This is a genomic window from Streptomyces sp. MnatMP-M17 (assembly GCF_900091995.1).
Taxonomy (GTDB): Bacteria; Actinomycetota; Actinomycetes; order Streptomycetales; family Streptomycetaceae; genus Streptomyces.
Map to the genome: position 1 here is coordinate 1 of NZ_FMDK01000590.1, position 1,103 is coordinate 1,103.

The window sequence follows — 1,103 nt, forward strand, 5'->3', positions numbered from 1 at the left end:
AAACGACAACCCACCATCAGCCACACCCGGTCCTCCCGGACCGCCTCACATTCTTAGGGATTCACCATGCGGGTCGTCATGTTCGGCTACCAGACCTGGGGTCACCGGACGCTCCAAGCACTGCTGGACTCCGAGCACGAAGTGGTCCTGGTCGTGACCCACCCGAAGAGCGATCATGTCTACGAGAAGATCTGGGACGACTCGGTGGCCGAACTGGCCGAGAAGCATGGTGTACCGGTACTTCTGCGCAACAGGCCCGACGACGAGGACCTGCTGCGCAGACTGCGCGAGGCGGCGCCCGACATTATCGTGGCGAACAACTGGCGTACCTGGCTGCCTCCGGAGATCTTCGACCTGCCTCGGCACGGCACGCTCAATGTCCACGATTCGCTGCTGCCGGCCTACGCCGGCTTCTCTCCGCTGATCTGGGCACTGATCAACGGTGAGCCGGAGGTCGGTGTCACCGCTCACCGCATGGACGCCGAACTCGACGCCGGTGACATCGTGTTCCAGCGGTCCGTGCCGGTCGGAGCCACCGACACCGCCACGGACCTGTTCCACAGGACGGTCGACCTCATCGGTCCGATCGTGACGGACTCCCTCGACGCCATCGCTTCCGGCAGCGCGCGGTGGGTCTCGCAGGACCGCTCCCGGGCCAGCTTCTTCCACAAGCGCTCCATCGAGGACAGCCGGATCGACTGGTCCTGGCCCGCCGAGGACCTTGAGCGGCTGGTCCGCGCCCAGTCGGACCCGTATCCCAACGCCTTCACCCACCACCGAGGCCGGCGCGTACGGATCGTCTCGGCGGCGGTTTCGCAGGCCCGTTACGGCGGCACTCCGGGCCGGATCTTCATCCGCGAGGGCGACGGTGTGGTCATCGTCGCCGGTCCCGACGCGCGTACGGGCCGGAGCAAGGGCCTTGTCATCAGGCGCCTGCGGACCGAGGACGGCACCGAGCACGCCGCCACGGAGTACTTCCGCACGATGGGCGGCTACTTGACCGCCCGCCCGTGAACGCGTCTCCCACTCGGACGGCGCTGGAACGGCGGCCCCGGGCCGCCACCGTCTCAGCCGAACTGCGCTGGGGCGGCCGGCCGGTCCGG

Annotated in this window: 1 protein-coding gene; it reads left to right on the forward strand. The window is 68.0% G+C overall.

The window, feature by feature from the left end; all coding sequences use genetic code 11:
* The first annotated feature begins 66 nt into the window (after window positions 1-66).
* Complete coding sequence (locus tag GA0115259_RS25200) at window positions 67-1,014, forward strand: methionyl-tRNA formyltransferase (protein ID WP_093601270.1); 948 nt, start codon at window positions 67-69, stop codon at window positions 1,012-1,014.
* Window positions 1,015-1,103 lie beyond the last annotated feature (89 nt).

Excerpts from the sequence above, each read along its gene's own strand:
- GA0115259_RS25200 (WP_093601270.1), top strand. The coding sequence starts at position 67 with ATGCGGGTCGTCATGTTCGGCTACCAGACCTGGGGTCACCGGACGCTC.